The sequence below is a fragment of the Peterkaempfera bronchialis genome (genome assembly GCF_003258605.2).
Lineage (GTDB): Bacteria > Actinomycetota > Actinomycetes > Streptomycetales > Streptomycetaceae > Peterkaempfera > Peterkaempfera bronchialis.
The window spans coordinates 4,354,859-4,371,278 of the sequence record NZ_CP031264.1 but is presented as its reverse complement, the minus strand read 5'-3'; the positions used below and the strand labels follow the sequence as shown (position 1 = coordinate 4,371,278).

General features: G+C 70.3%; 12 protein-coding genes. 4 read left to right on the top strand and 8 right to left on the bottom strand.

What is annotated here, in order from left to right; all coding sequences use genetic code 11:
• Positions 1 to 26: 26 nt before the first annotated feature.
• The 8 genes from C7M71_RS19495 to C7M71_RS19460 all read right to left on the bottom strand — a co-directional run bounded on the left by C7M71_RS19495 (position 27) and on the right by C7M71_RS19460 (position 12,013).
• Positions 27 to 1,658, bottom strand: coding sequence for a peptide ABC transporter substrate-binding protein (locus C7M71_RS19495; RefSeq protein ID WP_111490155.1), 1,632 nt, complete (start codon positions 1,656 to 1,658; stop codon positions 27 to 29).
• A 215-nt stretch (positions 1,659 to 1,873) separates the two neighbouring features.
• On the bottom strand, positions 1,874 to 2,893 hold the full coding sequence (locus tag C7M71_RS19490) for an ABC transporter ATP-binding protein (protein ID WP_111490156.1): 1,020 nt from the start codon (positions 2,891 to 2,893) through the stop codon (positions 1,874 to 1,876).
• Positions 2,886 to 3,941: an ABC transporter ATP-binding protein gene (locus tag C7M71_RS19485; protein WP_111490157.1), complete on the bottom strand. Its 1,056-nt coding sequence runs from the start codon at positions 3,939 to 3,941 to the stop codon at positions 2,886 to 2,888. The genes C7M71_RS19490 and C7M71_RS19485 overlap by 8 nt, the downstream gene beginning before the upstream one ends.
• A 13-nt stretch (positions 3,942 to 3,954) precedes the next feature.
• On the bottom strand, positions 3,955 to 4,914 hold the full coding sequence (locus tag C7M71_RS19480) for an ABC transporter permease (protein WP_111490158.1): 960 nt from the start codon (positions 4,912 to 4,914) through the stop codon (positions 3,955 to 3,957).
• Positions 4,907 to 5,833 (bottom strand): ABC transporter permease, encoded by a 927-nt coding sequence (locus tag C7M71_RS19475; protein WP_111490159.1) that lies wholly within the window; start codon positions 5,831 to 5,833, stop codon positions 4,907 to 4,909. The genes C7M71_RS19480 and C7M71_RS19475 overlap by 8 nt, the downstream gene beginning before the upstream one ends.
• A gap of 88 nt (positions 5,834 to 5,921) precedes the next feature.
• Positions 5,922 to 7,565 carry a peptide ABC transporter substrate-binding protein gene (locus tag C7M71_RS19470; protein ID WP_111490160.1) on the bottom strand — a complete coding sequence of 548 codons (1,644 nt, stop codon included), beginning with the start codon at positions 7,563 to 7,565 and terminating at the stop codon, positions 5,922 to 5,924.
• 386 nt (positions 7,566 to 7,951) lie between these two features.
• The gene (typA, locus tag C7M71_RS19465; RefSeq protein WP_111490161.1) at positions 7,952 to 9,820 is read right to left on the bottom strand and encodes a translational GTPase TypA; all 1,869 of its coding nucleotides are present in this window, start codon (positions 9,818 to 9,820) and stop codon (positions 7,952 to 7,954) included.
• 150 nt (positions 9,821 to 9,970) lie between these two features.
• Positions 9,971 to 12,013: an ABC transporter family substrate-binding protein gene (locus C7M71_RS19460; protein ID WP_175607608.1), complete on the bottom strand. Its 2,043-nt coding sequence runs from the start codon at positions 12,011 to 12,013 to the stop codon at positions 9,971 to 9,973.
• A 369-nt stretch (positions 12,014 to 12,382) separates the two neighbouring features.
• Here C7M71_RS19460 and C7M71_RS19455 point away from each other — a divergent pair, with 369 nt between their 5' ends.
• The 4 genes from C7M71_RS19455 to C7M71_RS19440 all read left to right on the top strand — a co-directional run bounded on the left by C7M71_RS19455 (position 12,383) and on the right by C7M71_RS19440 (position 16,400).
• The gene (locus tag C7M71_RS19455) at positions 12,383 to 12,709 is read left to right on the top strand and encodes a hypothetical protein (protein WP_229758810.1); all 327 of its coding nucleotides are present in this window, start codon (positions 12,383 to 12,385) and stop codon (positions 12,707 to 12,709) included.
• Positions 12,710 to 12,804: 95 nt separating this feature from the next.
• On the top strand, positions 12,805 to 13,638 hold the full coding sequence (locus tag C7M71_RS19450) for a hypothetical protein (protein WP_407675991.1): 834 nt from the start codon (positions 12,805 to 12,807) through the stop codon (positions 13,636 to 13,638).
• 24 nt (positions 13,639 to 13,662) lie between these two features.
• A complete protein-coding gene (locus C7M71_RS19445) occupies positions 13,663 to 15,639 on the top strand; it encodes a fumarate reductase/succinate dehydrogenase flavoprotein subunit (RefSeq protein WP_111490164.1) in 1,977 nt (658 codons plus the stop codon).
• The gene (locus C7M71_RS19440; protein ID WP_111490165.1) at positions 15,636 to 16,400 is read left to right on the top strand and encodes a succinate dehydrogenase/fumarate reductase iron-sulfur subunit; all 765 of its coding nucleotides are present in this window, start codon (positions 15,636 to 15,638) and stop codon (positions 16,398 to 16,400) included. The genes C7M71_RS19445 and C7M71_RS19440 overlap by 4 nt, the downstream gene beginning before the upstream one ends.
• Positions 16,401 to 16,420: the final 20 nt, after the last annotated feature.

Genomic DNA, 16,420 nt, shown 5'->3' with positions numbered 1-16,420 from the left:
CTTCTTCCCTCCGAAGGTGGCTGCGGTCAGCTCTTGACGGTGATCCGCTCGTACACCGGCACGCTGAAGGTGTTGAGGCTGACGTGGGAGACCCGGTCGGAGTAGCCGCCGACCGCGTTCTGGTACCAGAGCGGGATGGCCGGCATCTGCGCCGCGAGGATCTTCTCGGCCTCCTGGAAGGTCGCCACTGCGGCGGCGTTGCTGCTCGCCGCGTTGGCCTCGTTCACCAGCCGGTCGAAGCGCGCATTGCCGAAGTGGGCGTCATTGGAGGAGCCGGTGCTGGTGTACAACGGCTCCAGGAAGTCCTGGATCAGCGGGTAGTCCATCTGCCAGCCGGTGCGGAAGGCGCTGGTCATCCTCTTCTGGGTGACCTGGCTGCGGAAGTCGGCGAAGGTCCCGATGGGGTTGCCCACGCAGGCTTGGTGGTCGCCGAGCACGGCGTTGATGCTGTTGCAGACGGCGTCGACCCAGGACTTGTGGTCGGCGTCGGCGTTGTAGCTGATGGTCATCCTCCCGCCGGGCAGGCCGCCGCCCTGCCGGATCAGCGCCCTGGCCCCGGCCGGGTCATAGCGGCAGTACCGGCCGCAGATGGTGGTGGACCAGCCGCCTTTCACCCCGAGCACCGGGGAGGTCCAGTCGGTGGCGGGGGTGCGGGAGTTGCGGAAGACCCGCTGGGTGATCTGCGGCCGGTTGATCGCCATCGACAGGCCCTGGCGCACCTTGGCCGCCCCGGGAGTGTTCCAGGCGGCCCGGTACATCGGGAACGAGAGGGTCTGGATGACGCCCGCCGGCCGGTTGATGAAGCGGCCGGAGAGGTCGGACGCCGCGTCGCCCAGCAGGGCGGCGGGGATGATGTCGACCACGTCCAGGTTGCCGGCCTGGAGGTCGGTGTAGGCGGTGATGGCGTCGGTGTAGACCAGCAGGTCCACGCCGTTGTTCCGGGCCCGGTCGGGGCCGGAGAAGGTGCTGCTGCGGCGCAGTCGCATCCGGAAGCCCCGGGTGTAGTCGGCGATGGTGTACGGGCCGTTGCCGATGGGCCGCTGGAGCCAGCCGGCGTGGTCGGTGAAGAACGCCCGGGGCAGCGGGTAGTAGGCGGCGTAGCCGAGGGTGTCGGGGAAGAGCGAGAACGGCTGGGTGAGGGTGACCGTGAAGGCCAGGTCGTCGATCTTCTTCAGCCCCGCCATCGTCCTGGCGGTGGGGCTGCCGGACCGGGGGTGGACGGCGGCATAGCCCTGGATGTAGCCGAAGAAGGACGAGTTGAGCTGCCCGTTGGTGACCAGGGCGCCGTAGTTCCAGGCGTCGATGAACGACTGCGCGGTGACCGGTTCGCCGTTGCTGAACCTCCAGCCGGGCTTGAGCCGGATGGTGAAGGTCCGGCGGTCGGCGGTGGTGATCGACCGGGCGATCTCGTTCCGGGCGGCGCCGGTGTCGGGGTCGTAGCGCTTGAGGCCGCGGAAGATCATGTCGAGCACCTTGCCGCCCTGCACCTCATTGGTGTCGGCGGGCTCCAGCGGGTTCTGCGGGTCGGTCCAGTAGGCCCGTACCACGCCCGGTGCGCCGGAGTCGCCGGTGGTGCCGGTGCAGGCCGTGGCGGTCAGGGCGGTCAGGGCGGCGGCGGTCGCGCCGGCGATCCAGCGCGCGCACGCCGTTGCGCGCATGGGGCCTCCCTTCGGCATGGGGACGGCGGCCTGCCGGTTGCAGACCGGACCGGCGCCCGACCTGCCCCGGAGGGGAGATCTGGGCGCAGGGTCCACCATGGCACCCCCGCCATCGACCGGCCGGAAAGACGTGCTCGGCCAGGCGGGTGACGGCAGACGGCCCGGCCGCGCCGCCCCGGGAGGGGTGGCGCGGCCGGGCCGCTGCGACGCCTGGGTCAGGCGGCGTGCACGATGTTCTTCTCCTCGGCGAAGTGGCAGGCGGAGTCATGGGCGGCGCCGCCCTTGAGCACCTGCGGCACCGCCAGCAGCGGCACCTCCTGCGCACACTGCTCCTGCGCCTTCCAGCAGCGGGTGCGGAAGCGGCAGCCGGAGGGCGGGTTGGCCGGTGAGGGCACATCGCCCTGGAGGATGATCCGCTCCCGCCGGTCCCGCGCCTCCGGGTCCGGCACCGGCACGGCCGAGAGCAGCGCCTGGGTGTAGGGGTGGGTGGGGTGGTCGTAGATCTGGGTGTCGGTGCCGATCTCGACCATCTTGCCCAGGTACATCACCCCGACGCGGTCGGAGATGTGCCGCACGATCGACAGGTCGTGGGCGATGAACATATAGGAGAGGTCGAACTCGTCCTGGAGCTTCTCCAGCAGGTTGATCACCTGTGCCTGCACCGAGACGTCCAGCGCCGAGACCGGCTCGTCGCAGATGATGATCTCCGGCTTGAGCGCCAGCCCCCGCGCGATGCCGATCCGCTGCCGCTGGCCGCCCGAGAACTGGTGCGGATAGCGGTTGATGTACTCCGGGTTGAGACCCACCACGTCCAGCAGGTCCTGCACGGCCTTGCGGCGGTCGCCCTTGGGCGCCACCTCCGGGTGGATCTCGTACGGCTCCCCGATGATGTCGCCGACCGTCATCCTCGGGTTGAGCGAGGTGTACGGGTCCTGGAAGACCATCTGGATATTGCGGCGCACCGCCTTCAGCGCCCGCCCGGACAGCCGGGCGATGTCCTCACCCTTGTAGAGCACCTGACCGGACGTCGCCCGCTCCAGGTTCATCAACACCTTGGCCAGCGTCGACTTCCCACACCCCGACTCCCCCACGATCCCCAGCGTCTCACCCTGGCGCAGGTCGAAGGAGACCCCGTCGACGGCCTTGACCGCGCCGACCTGCCGCTTGAAGAGGACGCCCTGGGTGAGCGGGAAGTGCTTGACCAGGTCGCGCACTTCGAGAATGGCCTCAGCCATGGAGGGTCTCCTTCCAGAAGTGGCAGGCGCTGCCACGCCCGGCCGACTCCGTGCCGTCCTCGGCGGTGACCCGGCTCAGGACCGGCACCTCGCTGCGGCAGATGTCCTGCGCCATCGGGCAGCGCGGGTTGAAGGCGCAGCCGGAGGGGATGCGCAGCAGGTTCGGGGGCAGGCCCTTGATGGCGTAGAGCTCCTGGCCCTTCTGGTCCAGGCGGGGGATCGACTGGAGCAGGCCCCGGGTGTACGGGTGGGCGGGGTTCCGGTACAGCTCGTGGACCGGTGCGGTCTCCACGATCCGGCCCGCGTACATCACCGCGATCTTGTCGGCGACATCCGCCACCACACCCAGGTCATGGGTGATCAGGATCAGACCCATGTGGAACTCCCGCTGGAGCTCCGCCAGCAGGTCCATCACCTGCGCCTGCACCGTGACATCCAGCGCGGTGGTCGGCTCGTCCGCGATGATCAGGTCCGGCTCCAGGGCCAGCGCCATCGCGATCATGATCCGCTGCCGCATACCGCCGGAGAACTGATGCGGATAGTCGTTCACCCGCTGCGCCGCCGCCGGGATCCGCACCCGGTCCATCAGCTCGATCGACCGGGCCTTGGCGTCCTTCTTGGACATGCCCTGGTGCACCCGGAACATCTCGCCCAGCTGGTAGCCGACCGTCAGCACCGGGTTGAGCGACGACAGTGCGTCCTGGAAGATCATGGCGATCTTCCGGCCGCGGATCTTCCGCCGCTGCTCATTGCTCATCTTGAGCATGTCCTCGCCCCGGAACAGGATCTCGCCCTGCGAGATCCGGCCCGGAGGCATGTCCAGGATGCCCATGATGGTCTGCGCGGTCACCGACTTGCCGGAGCCGGACTCACCGAGCACCGCCAGGGTCTCCCCAGCGGCGACGCTGTAGTTGACGCCGTTGACGGCCTTGGCGACGCCGTCCCGGGTGTGGAACTCCACATGCAGGTCGCGGACGTCCAGCAGCGGGGTGCCGGGGACGGGGCGGCCGTCGGCCGGGGCGCCGGTCTTCTCGATCGTGGTGGTCATCGTGCCGCCTCTCTCAGCGCAGCTTGGGGTCGAGGGCGTCGCGCACCGCGTCGCCGAGCATGATGAACGCCAGCACGGTGATACTCAGCATGCCTGCCGGGAAGAACAGCGCATGCGGTGCGACCCGCAGCACATCCTTCGCCGACGAGATGTCGATGCCCCAGGAGATGGTGGGGTCGGCGAGTCCGATGCCCAGGTAGGAGAGCGTCGCCTCGGTGGAGATATAGCCGCCGAGGGCGATGGTGGCCACCACGATCACGGGCGCGATGGCGTTGGGCACGATGTGCCGGAGCATGATCCGCCAGGTCCCGGCGCCCAGTGCCCTGGCCGCCGTCACATAGTCGGCCTGCTTGACGGTGATCACCGAGCCGCGCATGACGCGGGCGATCTGGGTCCAGCCGAGGACGGCGAGGGCCAGCACGACCGTCCAGACGGTGCGGTGGGTGAAGGCGTTCAGCACCACCAGCGCGCCCAGCAGCATCGGGATGCCGAAGAAGATGTCGGTCAGCCGGGAGAGCAGGGTGTCCATCCAGCCGCCGAAGTAGCCGGCCAGCAGCCCGACCAGGCCGCCCAGCAGGGTGACGGCGGCGGTGACGCAGACGCCGACGATCACCGAGGCGCGGGCGCCGTAGATGACCCGGGCGTAGATGGAGCGGCCCTGGCCGTCGAAGCCGAACCACTCGCCGGAGAAGAAGTGGCCGTAGTTCGGCTTGGCCAGGTAGTGCTGGGCCAGGTCGCCGTCGCGCGGCGAGACCGAGGTGAAGAGCCCCGGCCAGACGGTGATCACCAGCAGTACCAGGATGACCAGGCCGGAGACGATGAAGAACGGGTTGCGGCGCAGGTCCCGCCAGGCGTCGGACCAGAGGCTGCGGGCCTTCTCCGGCTTGGCCGGGACGGGCGTGCCGCCGGCCGCCGCGATGGCGTCCACGGGCTGCTTCTCTGCGGCCGCGGTGTCAGGGATCACGTCAGGCATACCGGATCCTCGGGTCCAGGACCGCGTAGAGCAGGTCGACGATCAGGCTGGCGATGAGGTACACGATGACCAGCACCGCGACGATGCCGACCACGGTGGGCGACTCGGAGCGGCTGATGGACTGGTACAGCGTGAGTCCCACACCGTGCACATTGAAGATGCCCTCGGTGACGATCGCGCCGCCCATCAGGGCGCCCAGGTCGGTGCCGAGGAAGGTCACCACCGGGATCAGCGAGTTGCGCATCAGGTGGTTGGTGATGATCCGCCGCTTGGGGAGGCCCTTGGCGACGGCGGTGCGCATGTAGTCGGCGCTCAGGTTCTCCGCTATGGAGGTCCGGGTGAGGCGCGCGACATAGGCCAGCGAGACCGAGCCCAGCACGATGGCGGGCAGCATCAGCTGGCTGATGTTCATGGAGTCCTGAACGGTCGGGGTCACCCAGTGCAGGGTGTTGCCGAAGACCGTCTGGAAGATGTAGCCGAGCACGAAGACCGGGATGGAGATCAGCAGCAGGGTGACCACCAGCACGACCTTGTCGGCCCACCGGCCCCGGCGCAGACCGCCCAGCAGGCCCAGCAGCAGACCCAGCACGGCCTCCACGGCAAAGGCCATCAGGGCCAGCCGGATGGTGACCGGGAAGGTCTCCTTCAGCACGTCGACGACCGGGCGGCCACCGAAGGTCTCGCCCAGGTCGCCACGGACCAGGGTGGACAGGTAGTGCCAGTACTGCTGCCACCAGGGCAGGTCGAGGCCGTAATGGTGCCGCATCTCGGCGAGCTGAGCCGGGTCGGCGGGGCGGTCGCCCCACATCGCTCGCAGCGGGTCGCCCGGTAGGGCGTACACCATCAGGTAGATCAGAAAGGTGGTCCCGATGAAGACCGGGATCATCTGGAGCAGTCGTCGTGCGACGTAGCGCCCCATCGTGCCTCCATGTCAGTCGGCGCGGCGGCAGTCGGCGCCCTGTCGGGCGCCGACTGCCGTCCGCACGGGTCGTGCGGTGCCGACCTGGTTACTTCTGCTTGACCTCGACGTCGGTGAAGACCGGGTTGCCGAAGGAGTCGAACTTCACGTTGGTGACGTTGTTCGAGTAGCCCGAGGTGGTCTTGTAGTACCAGAGCGGGATCGAGGGCATGTCGACCGCGAGCTGCTTCTCCGCCTGCGCGTAGAGCTTGGCGGTGTCCTCCACCGAGGTGGCCTTGTCGGCGGCGTGGGCCAGCTTGTCGAACTCGGGGCTGGAGTAGCCGCCGTCGTTGGCGTCCGCGCCGGTGACGTAGATGTCCTTGAGGAAGTTGGCGTTGATCGGGTAGTCCTGGACCCAGCCGGACCGCATCAGGCTGGTCGCCTTCTTGCTGGTGATCAGGTCACGCGCGGTCTTGAAGTCCGGCTTGCCGTCGCCCGAGCACTCCACGCCGGTCGCCTGGCGGATGGAGTTGCAGACCGCGTCCACCCACTCCTTGTGGCCGCCGTCGGCGTTGTACAGGATGGAGATCTTGTTGTTGGGGACGCCGCCGCCCTGCTTGATGAGCTCCTTGGCCTTGGCGGGGTTGTAGGTGCACGCCTCGCCGCAGACGCCCTGCTGGTAGCCCATCACGCCCGGGGCGACCCAGCTGTCGGCCGGCTGGCGCGAGCCCTGGAGCACCGTCTTGGTGATGGTGTCGCGGTCGATCGCCATGGACAGGCCCTGGCGGACCAGGTTCTTGTCCTTGCCCTGCCAGTCCTTGTTGTACATGGCGAAGGTGATCGCCTGGATAGCGCCCTGCGGCTGGTCCACGGCGCGGTCGCCGAGGTCCGTCTTGTACTTGGCCAGCGCGGACGGCGGGACCTGGTCCATCACGTCGAGCGTGTCGGAGAGCAGCTCCTGGTAGGCAGCCTCGCCGGTGGTCTCCACCTTGAAGGTGATGCCGCCGTTCTTGGGCTTGTCCACGCCCACGTACTTGTCGTACGCCTTGACCGTCACGCCCTGGTTGTGGACCCACTTGACAAACGCGTACGGGCCGTTGCCGATCGGGGCCTCGCCGTACTTCTTCGGGTCGGTGAAGAAGACCTTGGGCAGCGGGGAGAAGGCCGCGTAGCCCAGCTTGTACTCGAAGTACGAGACCGGCGAGGTCAGGTCGATGGTGAAGGTGTGGTCGTCCACCACCTTCAGGCCGGACATCGTGGTGGCCTTCGAGGCGCCCGTCTCCGGGTGGACCTCGTCGTAGCCCTTGATGTCCGAGAACCAGTTGCTGTTGATCTGGTTGTTCTTGGGGTCGGCGGCCCAGTTCCAGGCGTCGACGAAGGACGCGGCGGTGACCGGGGTGCCGTTGTGGAAGGTCCAGCCGGACTTCAGCTTGACGGTGTAGTGCTGGGCGTCCTTGGTCTCGATGGACTCGGCGACCTGGTTGCGCAGCTTGCCGGTGCTCGGGTCGTAGTCGACCAGGCCCTTGTAGAGCTCCTGGACGATGCGCCCGCCGCCGACCTCCATGGCGTTCGCCGGCTGCAGCGGGCGCTGCGGCTCGCTGCTCTGGTAGGTGAACGTGCCCTGGGGGTTGATGGCCGCCGCCTTGGACCCGCTCGCACCACTGCCGCCGGAGTTGCTGCTGCCGCAAGCAGTCGCGGCGAGAGCTATCGCAGCTGCCGCAACGACCCACTTGGCCTGGGTAGCACCGCGCATGGGGGGATGCCTCCTGTGAGAAACGTGCAACGTGGAGGCACCACTGCCTCCTCGCTCGAGGTTCGGCGCGCACCCCTGCGCATGACCCTTGACCCGAGCACAACGTCACCCACTATCCGTCACTGGAGGGCATGGCAATGCCCATAACGGATCTCAATTTGGTCACACGAATGATCCAAAGGTTTTGGAATTCGGACATACCAGACATAGACAGACAGTCATTAAACGGACAGTCGTCACACATGACGGACTGTGTACACCGAATTCCGTACACTCTTGGCCACCCTGCGCTACGCGCGTTGATGACAGAGCGTACAGAAGCCCCCGGGTGAAGGATCCACACCGGGGGCTACTGGCACGCGGAGTGCGCGCTGGACTGCCGGGCGTCAGCCCTTCTTGGCGCGGGCGGTCGCCCGGCCGCGCTCCTTCTGGTCCAGCACCAGCTTGCGGATGCGCACCGTCTCCGGCGTCACCTCGATGCACTCGTCCTCACGGCAGAACTCCAGCGACTGCTCCAGCGAGAGCTTGCGCGGCGGGACCAGCGACTCGGTCACATCGGCGGTCGAGGACCGCATGTTGGTGAGCTTCTTCTCCTTGGTGATGTTCACATCCATGTCGTCGGCGCGCGAGTTCTCCCCGACGATCATGCCCTCGTACACCTCGGTACCCGGCTCCACGAAGAGGGTGCCGCGCTCCTGGAGGTTGGTCATCGCGAAGGCGGTGACCGGACCCGGGCGGTCGGCCACCAGCGAGCCGCTGCTGCGGGTCCGCAGCTCGCCGAACCACGGCTCGTGGCCCTCGAAGATGGAGTGCGCGATACCGGTGCCCCGGGTGTCGGTCAGGAACTCCGTACGGAAGCCGATCAGGCCACGGGCGGGCACCACGAACTCCATGCGCACCCAGCCGGAGCCATGGTTGGTCATGGTCTCCATCCGGCCCTTGCGGGTCGCCATCAGCTGCGTGATCGCGCCCAGGTACTCCTCCGGGCAGTCGATGGTCATCCGCTCCACCGGCTCGTGCACCTTGCCGCCGATGACCTTGGTGACCACCTGCGGCTTGCCCACGGTGAGCTCGAAGCCCTCCCGGCGCATGGTCTCCACCAGGATGGCCAGCGCCAGCTCGCCTCGGCCCTGCACCTCCCAGGCGTCCGGGCGCTCGGTCGGCAGCACCCGCAGCGAGACATTGCCGACCAGCTCGCGCTCCAGGCGGTCCTTGACCAGCCGGGCGGTGACCTTGTGGCCCTTGCCGCCCTTGCCGACCAGCGGCGAGGTGTTGGTGCCGATGGTCATCGAGATCGCCGGCTCGTCGACCGTGATCAGCGGCAGCGCGATCGGGTCCTCCGGGTCGGCCAGGGTCTCACCGATCATGATGTCCGGGATGCCGGCCACCGCGCAGATGTCACCGGGGCCCGCCTTCTCGGCCGGCTTGCGGGTGAGCGCGTCGGTCATCAGCAGCTCGGTGATGCGGACGTTCTGGATCGAGCCGTCACGCCTGATCCAGGCGACCGTCTGGCCCTTCTTGAGCTCGCCCTGCTCGACCCGGCAGAGCGCGATCCGGCCGAGGAAGTTGTCGGCGTCCAGGTTGGTGACATGCGCCTGGAGCGGAGCGTGCTCGTCGTACTCGGGGGCCGGGACGTGCTCCAGGATGGTGGAGAAGAACGGCTCCAGGCTGTCGCTGTCGGCCGGGACGGTGCCGTCCTCCGGCTTGGTCAGCGAGGCCACGCCGTCGCGGGCGCAGGCGTAGACGATCGGGAACTCGATCTGGTCCTCGGTGGCGTCCAGGTCCAGGAAGAGGTCGTACGCCTCATTGACGACCTCGTCGATCCGGGCGTCCGGCCGGTCCGTCTTGTTGATGCAGAGGATGACCGGCAGCTTCGCCTGGAGCGCCTTGCGCAGCACAAAGCGGGTCTGCGGCAGCGGGCCCTCGGAGGAGTCCACCAGCAGCACCACCGCGTCCACCATCGACAGGCCGCGCTCCACCTCGCCGCCGAAGTCGGCGTGGCCCGGGGTGTCGATGATGTTGATGGTGATCGGGTCGCCGCCGCCCTTGGGGTGGTACCGGACGGCGGTGTTCTTGGCGAGAATGGTGATGCCCTTCTCGCGCTCCAGGTCGTTGGAGTCCATCACCCGCTCGTCCACGTGCTGGTGGGCGGCGAAGGCACCGCCCTGCTTCAGCATGGCGTCGACCAGGGTCGTCTTGCCGTGGTCGACGTGGGCGACGATGGCGACGTTGCGGATGTCATTGCGCGTGGGCATGCGGAGCGGAATCTCCCGGATCGTGGATCGTGGCGCCCCGGCCTGGTACCGGGTCCACCCACCGGGCTCGACATGCCACGGCTGTCCTCCATGGTAAGGGGACGGGGTGAACCTGGCAGAAACGCCCAGGTCCACCGACCCGTCACCCACTCAGGAGGTCAGGCGGAAGCCCATGTCCTGGAAGCGCGGGGTGGCGAAGCCGAAGGCCCCGACACCGGCCACCGAGTCCCGGACCGCGACCAGCTCGGGACGCTGGAAGAGCGGAAGGGAGTGGGCCTCCTCCCAGATCCGGACGTCGGCCTGCTGGGTCAGCCGGGCCGCCTCCTCCGGGTCCAGGGCGGCGGCGGCCTCGTCCAGCAGCCGGTCGATCTCGTCGGTGCCGGTACGGGCGTAGTTGAGGCCCACCACGGGCAGCCCGTCCGGGCCCGGCTGCGGCTTGGCGTACAGCGGGCGCTCGTCGGCCACGGTGTTGGGGCTGCCGGGCCAGGAGAAGACCGCCAGGTCGAAGTCGCCCGCCGCGATGTGGTCGGCGAAGAACCCCGCACCGTCCACCGCCCGGGGGACGGCGACGATGCCCACCCGCGCCAGGTCGGCGCTGACCGCGCGGGCGATCCGGCGGGCGGTGGTGGAGCCGGACGGGATGAGCAGGTCGAGGGTGAGCGGCTTGCCGCCCCGGGCGCGCGTCCCGGCCGGTACCGGCACCGGGGCCGGGGCCGGGGTGGCGGCGGTGGCGGCGGCAGGCACCGCCGACGCCGACTCCGACTCCGAGGCGGAGGCGGAGGCGGAAGCGGAAGCGGACGGGCCGGCCGAGGCGTGGGCCGACGGACCGGCCGACGGGCCGGGGGAGGCACCGGCCGAGCGGCTCGCGGAGGTGTCCGGAGCGGGCGTGGTGATGGCGCCCCCGACCTTCCAGCCGGCCGCCTCCAGCAGCTCGGCCGCCGCCTCGCGGTCGGTGCGGCCGAGGGCGGCGGTGTTGTCCTGGTAGCCGTCCTGGTCGGCCAGCAGCAGATGGTTGCCGAGCGTCACCGCCGGCAGCCCGAACGGCTTCAGCACCGCGTCCGCGATGTGCTGCCGGTCCACGGCTCGGGCCACCGCCCGCCGCACCCGGGGGTCGGCGAGCGGGCCACGGCCGCCGTTCAAGGTGAGCTGGGTGTACGCCGCCCCTGCGGCCTTGCGCAGCTGGAAGCCGGGCAGCGCCTCGGCGCTCCGGTACACCGCCCCGGCCGCGTCGGCGGAGTCGGCGGCCGGAGCTGCCGTCGCCGCCGGCACCACTCCGGCGGGGTCGTCCACCGCGCGGTCGAGCGCGGCGATGTCCAGGCGGCCCTGCCCCAGGGCCTCCAGGCGCTTGCCGACCGGTACGGCGACCAGGTCGATCCGGTCCAGCCGGGCGCGGTCGCCCCACCAGGCGGGGTTGCGGACCAGGGTGACGCTGCCCGCCGAGCGGTCCACCCGGGCCACCTTGAACGGCCCGGCGGAGACGGCGAGCCCGTCCTTGGAGCCGGTGTTGAACGCCTCCGCGCTCTTGGTGGCGGACGCCGGGTAGAGCGGTGTGAAGAGGCCCTTCCAGTGCGCGCACGGCTGCTTGAAGACGACCTTGACATGGTGCGCGTCGGCCCCCTGGGTGACCGACGCGATGGCCGAGTAGCCGGCCGCCGGGGTGCTCCAGTACGCGGAGTCGGTGCCGGACAGGGCCTTCCACTGCGCCGCGAAGTCGGCTGCGGAGATCGGGGTGCCGTCGCTCCACACCGCCTTGGGGTTGAGCCGGTAGACGACGGTCTGCTGGGGGTGGCCGGCGGCGGGGGCGGTGGAGTCGGCGGAGACCAGGAAGTCCGGGTCGAGGGTGGCCCGGGCGCGGTCGTCCAGCCGGAAGAGGGTGGGCAGCGCGGCCTGGGCCACCAGCGCCGAGGTGGCGTCGGTGCCGGTCTGGAAGACATTGAGGGTGGCGGGGACCGCGTTCACGGCCCAGCGCAGGGTGCCGCCCTCGCGCAGCTCCGTACGGTCCGCCCCGGGTACGTCGGAGGCGATCGGCCCGGAGTCGGAGCCGGAGCAGGCGGCCACACCCACGCCCAGGGCGACGGTGAGGAGCAGGGCCGCAGTGCCGACCGCCCGGCGCGGGCGGCGGTCGGCTGCCGGTCCGGGTGCGGGCGGTCCGGATTCGGCCGGTCCGTCGTGGACGTCCTGGATGATGGGCACGCTTCCTCCTCGGGACGCGGCACCCCGCCACGGCGCGCTCCGGCGCACCGGCCTCCGTACGGATGGCGGACCGCCCGGATCCGGGCGCACGCCGCCCGTCCACTCAAGGGCATCCGGACCCGCCGTCGCCGCCGGACACGGCCCAGGCCCGCGCCCACCACCCGGATGGTCGACATCGGGGGGACCCTCCGCCGGGTGCGTCGCGCCGGGTGCGGCGCGGATCGCGGCCCGTGCGCTCCACGGTCGGCCCTTTCCGTACCAATCATGGACAGACCCTTCCCCTAGGCTGTGAGGTGAGTCACACTCGCTGGCGCAGCGCAGACGGCGAGCGAGCAGATACGACCCGACGAGCGCGGAGGTGGGTGCACGATGCCGCAGCACATGACACCCGGAGCGGCGGCCGAGGGCGACCTCGCCCGGGGCAGGCAGCTGACCGATGAACTGGAGCGGACCGTGCACGCCCTGGAGTCCCGGCTGGGCCGGGGCCTGGATGTGCGGCGCGTCCGGGCGGACCTGGACCATCTGCGGGAGAGCCTGGCGCTGCTCCAGGAGCTCCAGGAGGCCGCGGACGCCGGAGTGCAGCGGGCCGGGTCCGGGGCCGGGCGGCGGTCCGAACCGGTGGTGGAGATCCCCGACACGCCGTACGACCCGACGCTCTGGCGGGACGCCGGCGACGAGGGCATCGGGTCCCGCTGAGCCCCTGAGTCCCTGAGCCCGCAGCCCGGCCGCAGCCCCAACCGCCATAGGTCCCCCCACCCCGGCAGCGTGAAGGAGCCCGTGTGACCACCGAGATCCAAGCGCCGCAGGACGGGGCGGACCGGCCCCCACCCGCCGGGCGGGGCGTGCACGCCCCGGGCCGGGCGGCGATCCCGGCCCGCCAGCTGCGCACCGACCGGTGGTGGGTGCCGCGCACCGCGACCCTGGTCGGGCTGCTGGCCTTCATCGGCTACTCGACCTGGCGGGCCTTCGCGGGGTCGCACTACTACGCGGCGCCGTATGTCTCGCCGTTCTACTCCCCCTGCCTGGCCGAGAACTGCGAGCGGATGCGCGGCGGCGCCGACTGGGGCCTCTTCGGCTCCTGGTGGCGGCTGTCACCGGCGCTGATCGTGCTGATCTTCCCGCTGGGCTTCCGGCTGACCTGCTACTACTACCGCAAGGCGTACTACCGGGCGTTCTGGGCCTCCCCGCCGGCCTGCGCGGTCGCCGAGCCGCACGCCGGGTACACCGGGGAGACCCGCTTCCCGCTGATCCTGCAGAACGTCCACCGGTACTTCTTCTATGTGGCGATCCCGGTCGCCTCGGTGCTCACCTACGACGTGGCCCTGGGCTTCCGCGACCCGCGCGGGCAGTGGGGGCATATGGGTCTGGGCAGCCTGGTGCTGCTGGTGAATGTGGCGCTGATCTGGGCGTACACGCTCTCCTGCCACTCCTGCCGGCATCTGGTGGGAGGCCGGCTGCGGCACTTCTCCCGGCACCCGGTGCGCTATCGGCTCTGGAGCTGGGTGAGCCGCCTCAACGCCCGGCACATGCTGCTGGCCTGGCTGTCGCTGGCCTCGGTCGGCATCGCCGACCTCTATGTCTATCTGCTCGCCGCCGGTGCCTTCAGCGACCCGCGCTTCTTCTGACGTCTGACGAAGGGACCCTTGAGGATGACCGAGGTGGAGCGCCACACCTTCGACGTGGTCGTGGTGGGCGCGGGCGGGGCGGGGCTGCGGGCCGCGATCGAGGCGCGCGAGCAGGGCATGCGGACGGCCGTGATCTGCAAGTCGCTCTTCGGTAAGGCGCACACCGTGATGGCGGAGGGCGGGATCGCCGCCGCCATGGGCAATGTCAACAGCGGCGACACCTGGCAGGTGCACTTCCGCGACACCATGCGCGGCGGCAAGTTCCTCAACCACTGGCGGATGGCGGAGCTGCACGCCCAGGAGGCGCCCGACCGGGTGTGGGAGCTGGAGACCTGGGGCGCGCTCTTCGACCGCACCGGGGACGGCCGGATCTCGCAGCGCAACTTCGGCGGCCATGAGTACCCCAGGCTCGCCCATGTCGGCGACCGCACCGGGCTGGAGCTGATCCGCACCCTCCAGCAGAAGGTGGTCTCGCTCCAGCAGCAGGACTTCGCGGAGTACGGCGACTACGAGGCGCGGCTGCGCATCCTCCAGGAGTGCACGGTCACCCGGATCTGCAAGGACGGGGACCGGGTCAGCGGGGTCTTCGGCTATGTGCGGGATAGCGGGCGCTTCTTCACCGTCGAGGCGCCCGCCGTGGTGCTGGCCACCGGTGGCATCGGCAAGTCCTTCAAGGTGACCTCCAACTCCTGGGAGTACACCGGCGACGGGCATGCGCTGGCGCTGCTGGCCGGGGCGTCCCTGCTGAACATGGAGTTCGTGCAGTTCCATCCGACGGGGATGGTCTGGCCGCCCTCGGTGAAGGGCATCCTGGTCACCGAGTCGGTGCGGGGCGACGGCGGGGTGCTGCGCAACAGCGACGGCCGGCGGTTCATGTTCGACTACGTCCCGGACGTCTTCAAGGGCCAGTACGCGCAGTCCGAGGAGGAGGCCGACCGCTGGTACGCCGACCCCGACCGGAACCGCCGGCCGCCCGAGCTGCTGCCCCGCGACGAGGTGGCCCGGGCGATCAACACCGAGGTCAAGGCCGGGCGCGGCTCGCCGCACGGCGGGGTCTTCCTGGACGTCTCCACCCGGCTGCCCGCCGAGGAGATCATCCGCCGACTGCCGTCCATGCACCACCAGTTCAAGGAACTGGCGGACGTGGACATCACCCGCGAGCCGATGGAGGTCGGCCCCACCTGCCACTATGTGATGGGCGGGGTGGCGGTCGACCCGGACACCGCCGCCGCACCCGGGGTGCCGGGGCTCTTCGCGGCGGGCGAGGTGGCCGGGGGGATGCACGGCTCCAACCGGCTGGGCGGCAACTCCCTCTCCGATCTGCTGGTCTTCGGCCGCCGGGCCGGGCTGCACGCCGCCGCGTACGCCGCCGGGCTGGGAACCGGGCTGGGAACCGGGCCGGGTGCCGGGCGGCCGGGGATCGACCCGGCGCAGGTCGACCGGGCCGCCGCCGAGGCGGTGGCGCCGTTCGACGGGGCGCGCGCCGGGGGCCGGGCCGCCGAGAACCCGTACACGCTCCACCAGGAGTTGCAGCAGACCATGAACGACCTGGTCGGCATCGTCCGCCGGGCCGAGGAGATGGCCGAGGCGCTGGAGCGGCTGGCCGGGCTGCGGGAGCGGGCCGCGCGGGCCGTGGTGGAGGGCCACCGGCAGTTCAACCCGGGCTGGCACCTGGCGCTGGACCTGCGCAATATGCTGCTGGTCTCCGAGTGCGTGGCCCGGGCCGCGCTGGAGCGGACCGAGAGCCGGGGCGGCCACACCCGTGACGACCATCCGGAGATGGACCGGGCCTGGCGGAGCGTCAATCTGTACTGCTCGCTGGCCGACTCCGGGTCCGTCGCGGTGGAGCGGCGGCCCAATCCGCCGATCCGGCCCGATCTGCTGGACCTCTTCGCCGCCGAGGAGCTGGCCAAGTACCTCACCGAGGCCGAGCTGCCCGCCGCGGCTGTCACCGCCCCTGCTGAGAACACCGCCGCTGCTGAGAACGGAGCCGACTCGTGAGCTACCGGGCCACCTTCCGGGTGTGGCGGGGCGACGCCTCCGGCGGGCGCCTCCAGCCGTACGAGGTCGAGGTGAACGAGGGCGAGGTGGTCCTCGATGTCGTCCACCGCCTCCAGGCCACCCAGACGCCGGACCTGGCGGTCCGCTGGAACTGCAAGGCGGGCAAGTGCGGCTCGTGCAGCGCCGAGGTCAACGGCCGGCCCCGGCTGATGTGTATGACCCGGATGTCCACCCTGCCGCCGGACGAGCCGGTCACCCTCACCCCGATGCGGACCTTCCCGGTCGTCCGCGACCTGGTCACGGATGTCTCCTTCAACTACGCCAAGGCGCGGGAGATCCCCTCCTTCGTCCCGCCGCCCGGCGTCGCCCCCGGCGCCTACCGGATGGCCCAGCAGGACGTGGGCCGGTCGCAGGAGTTCCGCAAGTGCATCGAGTGCTTCCTCTGCCAGGACGTCTGCCATGTGATCCGCGACCATGAGGAGAACAAGCCCGTCTACGCCGGTCCCCGCTTTCTGATGCGGATCGCCGAACTCGACATGCACCCGCTCGACGCCGCCGCCGGGGCCGGCATCGACCGCAGCCGCAGCGCCCAGGACGACCACGGCCTCGGCTACTGCAACATCACCCGCTGCTGCACCGATGTCTGCCCCGAGCGGATCACCATCACCGAGAACGCCCTGATCCCGCTCAAGGAGCGCGCGGCGGACCGCAAGTACGACCCGCTGGTGTGGCTGGGCTCGAAGATCCGCCGCCGCCGCTGAGAGCTGGGGGCCCGTGGGCC